This window comes from Coleofasciculus sp. FACHB-712 (assembly GCF_014695635.1).
In the GTDB taxonomy this organism is placed as follows: Bacteria; Cyanobacteriota; Cyanobacteriia; order Cyanobacteriales; family FACHB-T130; genus FACHB-T130.
Genome location: NZ_JACJOQ010000013.1, coordinates 1 through 2,253, shown reverse-complemented (window position 1 = coordinate 2,253; position 2,253 = coordinate 1). Strand labels below are relative to the sequence as shown.

The 2,253-nt window shown below is 48.9% G+C and carries 2 protein-coding genes; both read right to left on the bottom strand.

Annotated features, from left to right (window positions below):
* Nucleotides 1–647 (bottom strand): glycosyltransferase family 39 protein (locus H6F50_RS00155; protein ID WP_190424956.1); only part of this gene is annotated, 647 nt, incomplete at its 3' end.
* Between the two features lie 211 nt (nucleotides 648–858).
* On the bottom strand, nucleotides 859–2,253 hold a 1,395-nt coding region (gene pruA / locus H6F50_RS00150; protein WP_190424939.1), incomplete at its 5' end, for an L-glutamate gamma-semialdehyde dehydrogenase.

Sequence of the window (2,253 nt, the reverse complement as noted above, 5' to 3'; positions counted from 1 at the left end):
CACAAAATCGGCGTCAACAGAAAGAACAGCGCTGTCTGCTTTACCATCAGCGCCAGCCCCAAAGAAAGCCCAAACGCCGCCGCCCAAACCCATTCTCTTGTTCTTTGCGTCCTCTGTGCCTCTGCGGTTCGACAATTCCGCCAAACTGTCAAGCAAAAGAAACTCAACGTCACAACCGCGGTCAGCGGATAATCCAGCAGAAAATCCAGACGATATTGATAAATTCCCGGTAACAGTTGGCACAGCCCAGCCGCCCATAAACCGACTTCAATGCTAAATAGCTGGACACCCAAACCATAAACCGAACCCAAAAGCATCGCACTGAATAGCAACAGAACCAGCGTGGCTTGATCCGCCCCCGTCCCAAAGAGATGCTGGACGATAGCAGTCGCAATGTAGGTAAAAGGCGGCACTTTGGATGTCAAAAGCCAAAAACTCGTCCACCACTCGCCTGAAAACCACTGGGGTTGTTGCAAAGCCCTCCAGTAGTTCAACGATCCCGTCAAGTAATCTGCCTGATCCCAAGCTGGCACTGAGTGATCAAGCGCAAACCAAATGCGATCGCTAACTGCCCCCACCAGCCAAATGATTCCTAGAATTAGCAGACTTCTATTTTTAAACTTAGTGCTTTTATCTTTATCGGTCACAGAATCCAGAGCGGTTCTCCTAACTTCTTTATCATCTTGTATTTCATCGAATTGAGAACCGCAATATAGTCAAGGTTTCTTTATAAAATTCAACTATTTTAATTAGCAGTTCATTCATCTATCATCTTTCTCTTACTTACCTTACCCAAATAAAAAGACAAAAGTAAAAGCCAATTCTTTCTTTTACTTTTGTCTTTTTATTTTTGCCTTCTTAGTCCACTCCTTCAATGGGAGCAAACCCTTGGCGCTGGATGTTTTCTGTCACTACGCGGGGTTCGAGGAATTGGAGCAAGTAATCTGGGCCACCTGCTTTAGAACCGACCCCTGAGAGTTTAAAACCGCCGAAGGGTTGCCTTGCTACAATTGCGCCTGTGATGCCGCGATTGATGTAGAGGTTGCCGACTTCAAATTCGGTTTCAGCTTGTTGAATGTGGGAAGGTGTACGGGAATATAGACCGCCAGTAAGGGCGAAGTTGGTATTATTACCAACTGCGATCGCTTCCTCAAAATTCTTGACCCGCATGACGGCTAGAACCGGACCAAAAATTTCTTCTTGAACAATCGTTGCCTCTGGCGGGACTTCTGAGAAAATCGTCGGCCCGATAAAATAGCCATTGTTGGGTGCGGACATTTCCAGCGCGACTTTGGCTTCCTGACGCCCTTTCTCGATATATTCCATAATGCGATCGCGTGCGTTTGCATCAATCACGGGGCCAACTTGGGTGCTGGGTGCCTCCGCAGGGCCAACATTGAGCGATCGCGTCGCTTCCACCAAACGCTCTACAAAAGCATCATAGATGGGCTCTAGAACAATTACCCGCGAACACGCCGAACACTTCTGTCCGCTGTAACCAAAGGCGGACTGCACCACACCTTGCACAGCTTGGTCGAGATCGGCACTTTCATCGACGATAATCGCATTCTTGCCACCCATTTCGGCAATCACCCGCTTCAGGTGTTTTTGCCCTGGTTGTAAAATCGCAGCATCGGCGTAAATCCGACAGCCGACTTCCTGAGAACCTGTAAAAGTAATCATGTGGACGTCGGGATGCTTCACCATATAAGCACCCACCGTTGAACCTTTTCCGGGTACGTATTGGAACACCCCACGAGGAATGCCTGCTTCTACCAAAATTTCACTGAGTTTCGCTGTAATCACCGATGAAACTTCAGCGGGTTTGAGAAGCGTACAATTCCCAGTCACCAGTGACGCCACTGTCATTCCGGTGGGAATCGCCAAGGGGAAATTCCAAGGGGAAATAATCAGGGAAATCCCTCGTGGTTGGTAGTTATAGCGGTTGGTTTCCCCGGCGATGTCATAATGGTGCCCAGCATCCAGCCGTTCCATTTCGTCGGCGTAGTAACGGCAGAAGTCTATCGCCTCGGAAACTTCACCGTCGCATTCCCGCACTGGCTTCCCAACTTCTAATACCATGCACGCGGATAATTCAGCGCGGCGTTTTTCCATCAAATCTGCGGCTTTCCGCAACACTCCAGCCCTTTCTGGAACTGGAGTTTGTCGCCAACTGGCAAATGCTGCTTTTGCGGCTTGGATCGCCTGTTCTGCTTGTTCTACGCTAATCAATCCGATTTTGCCAACCACCTC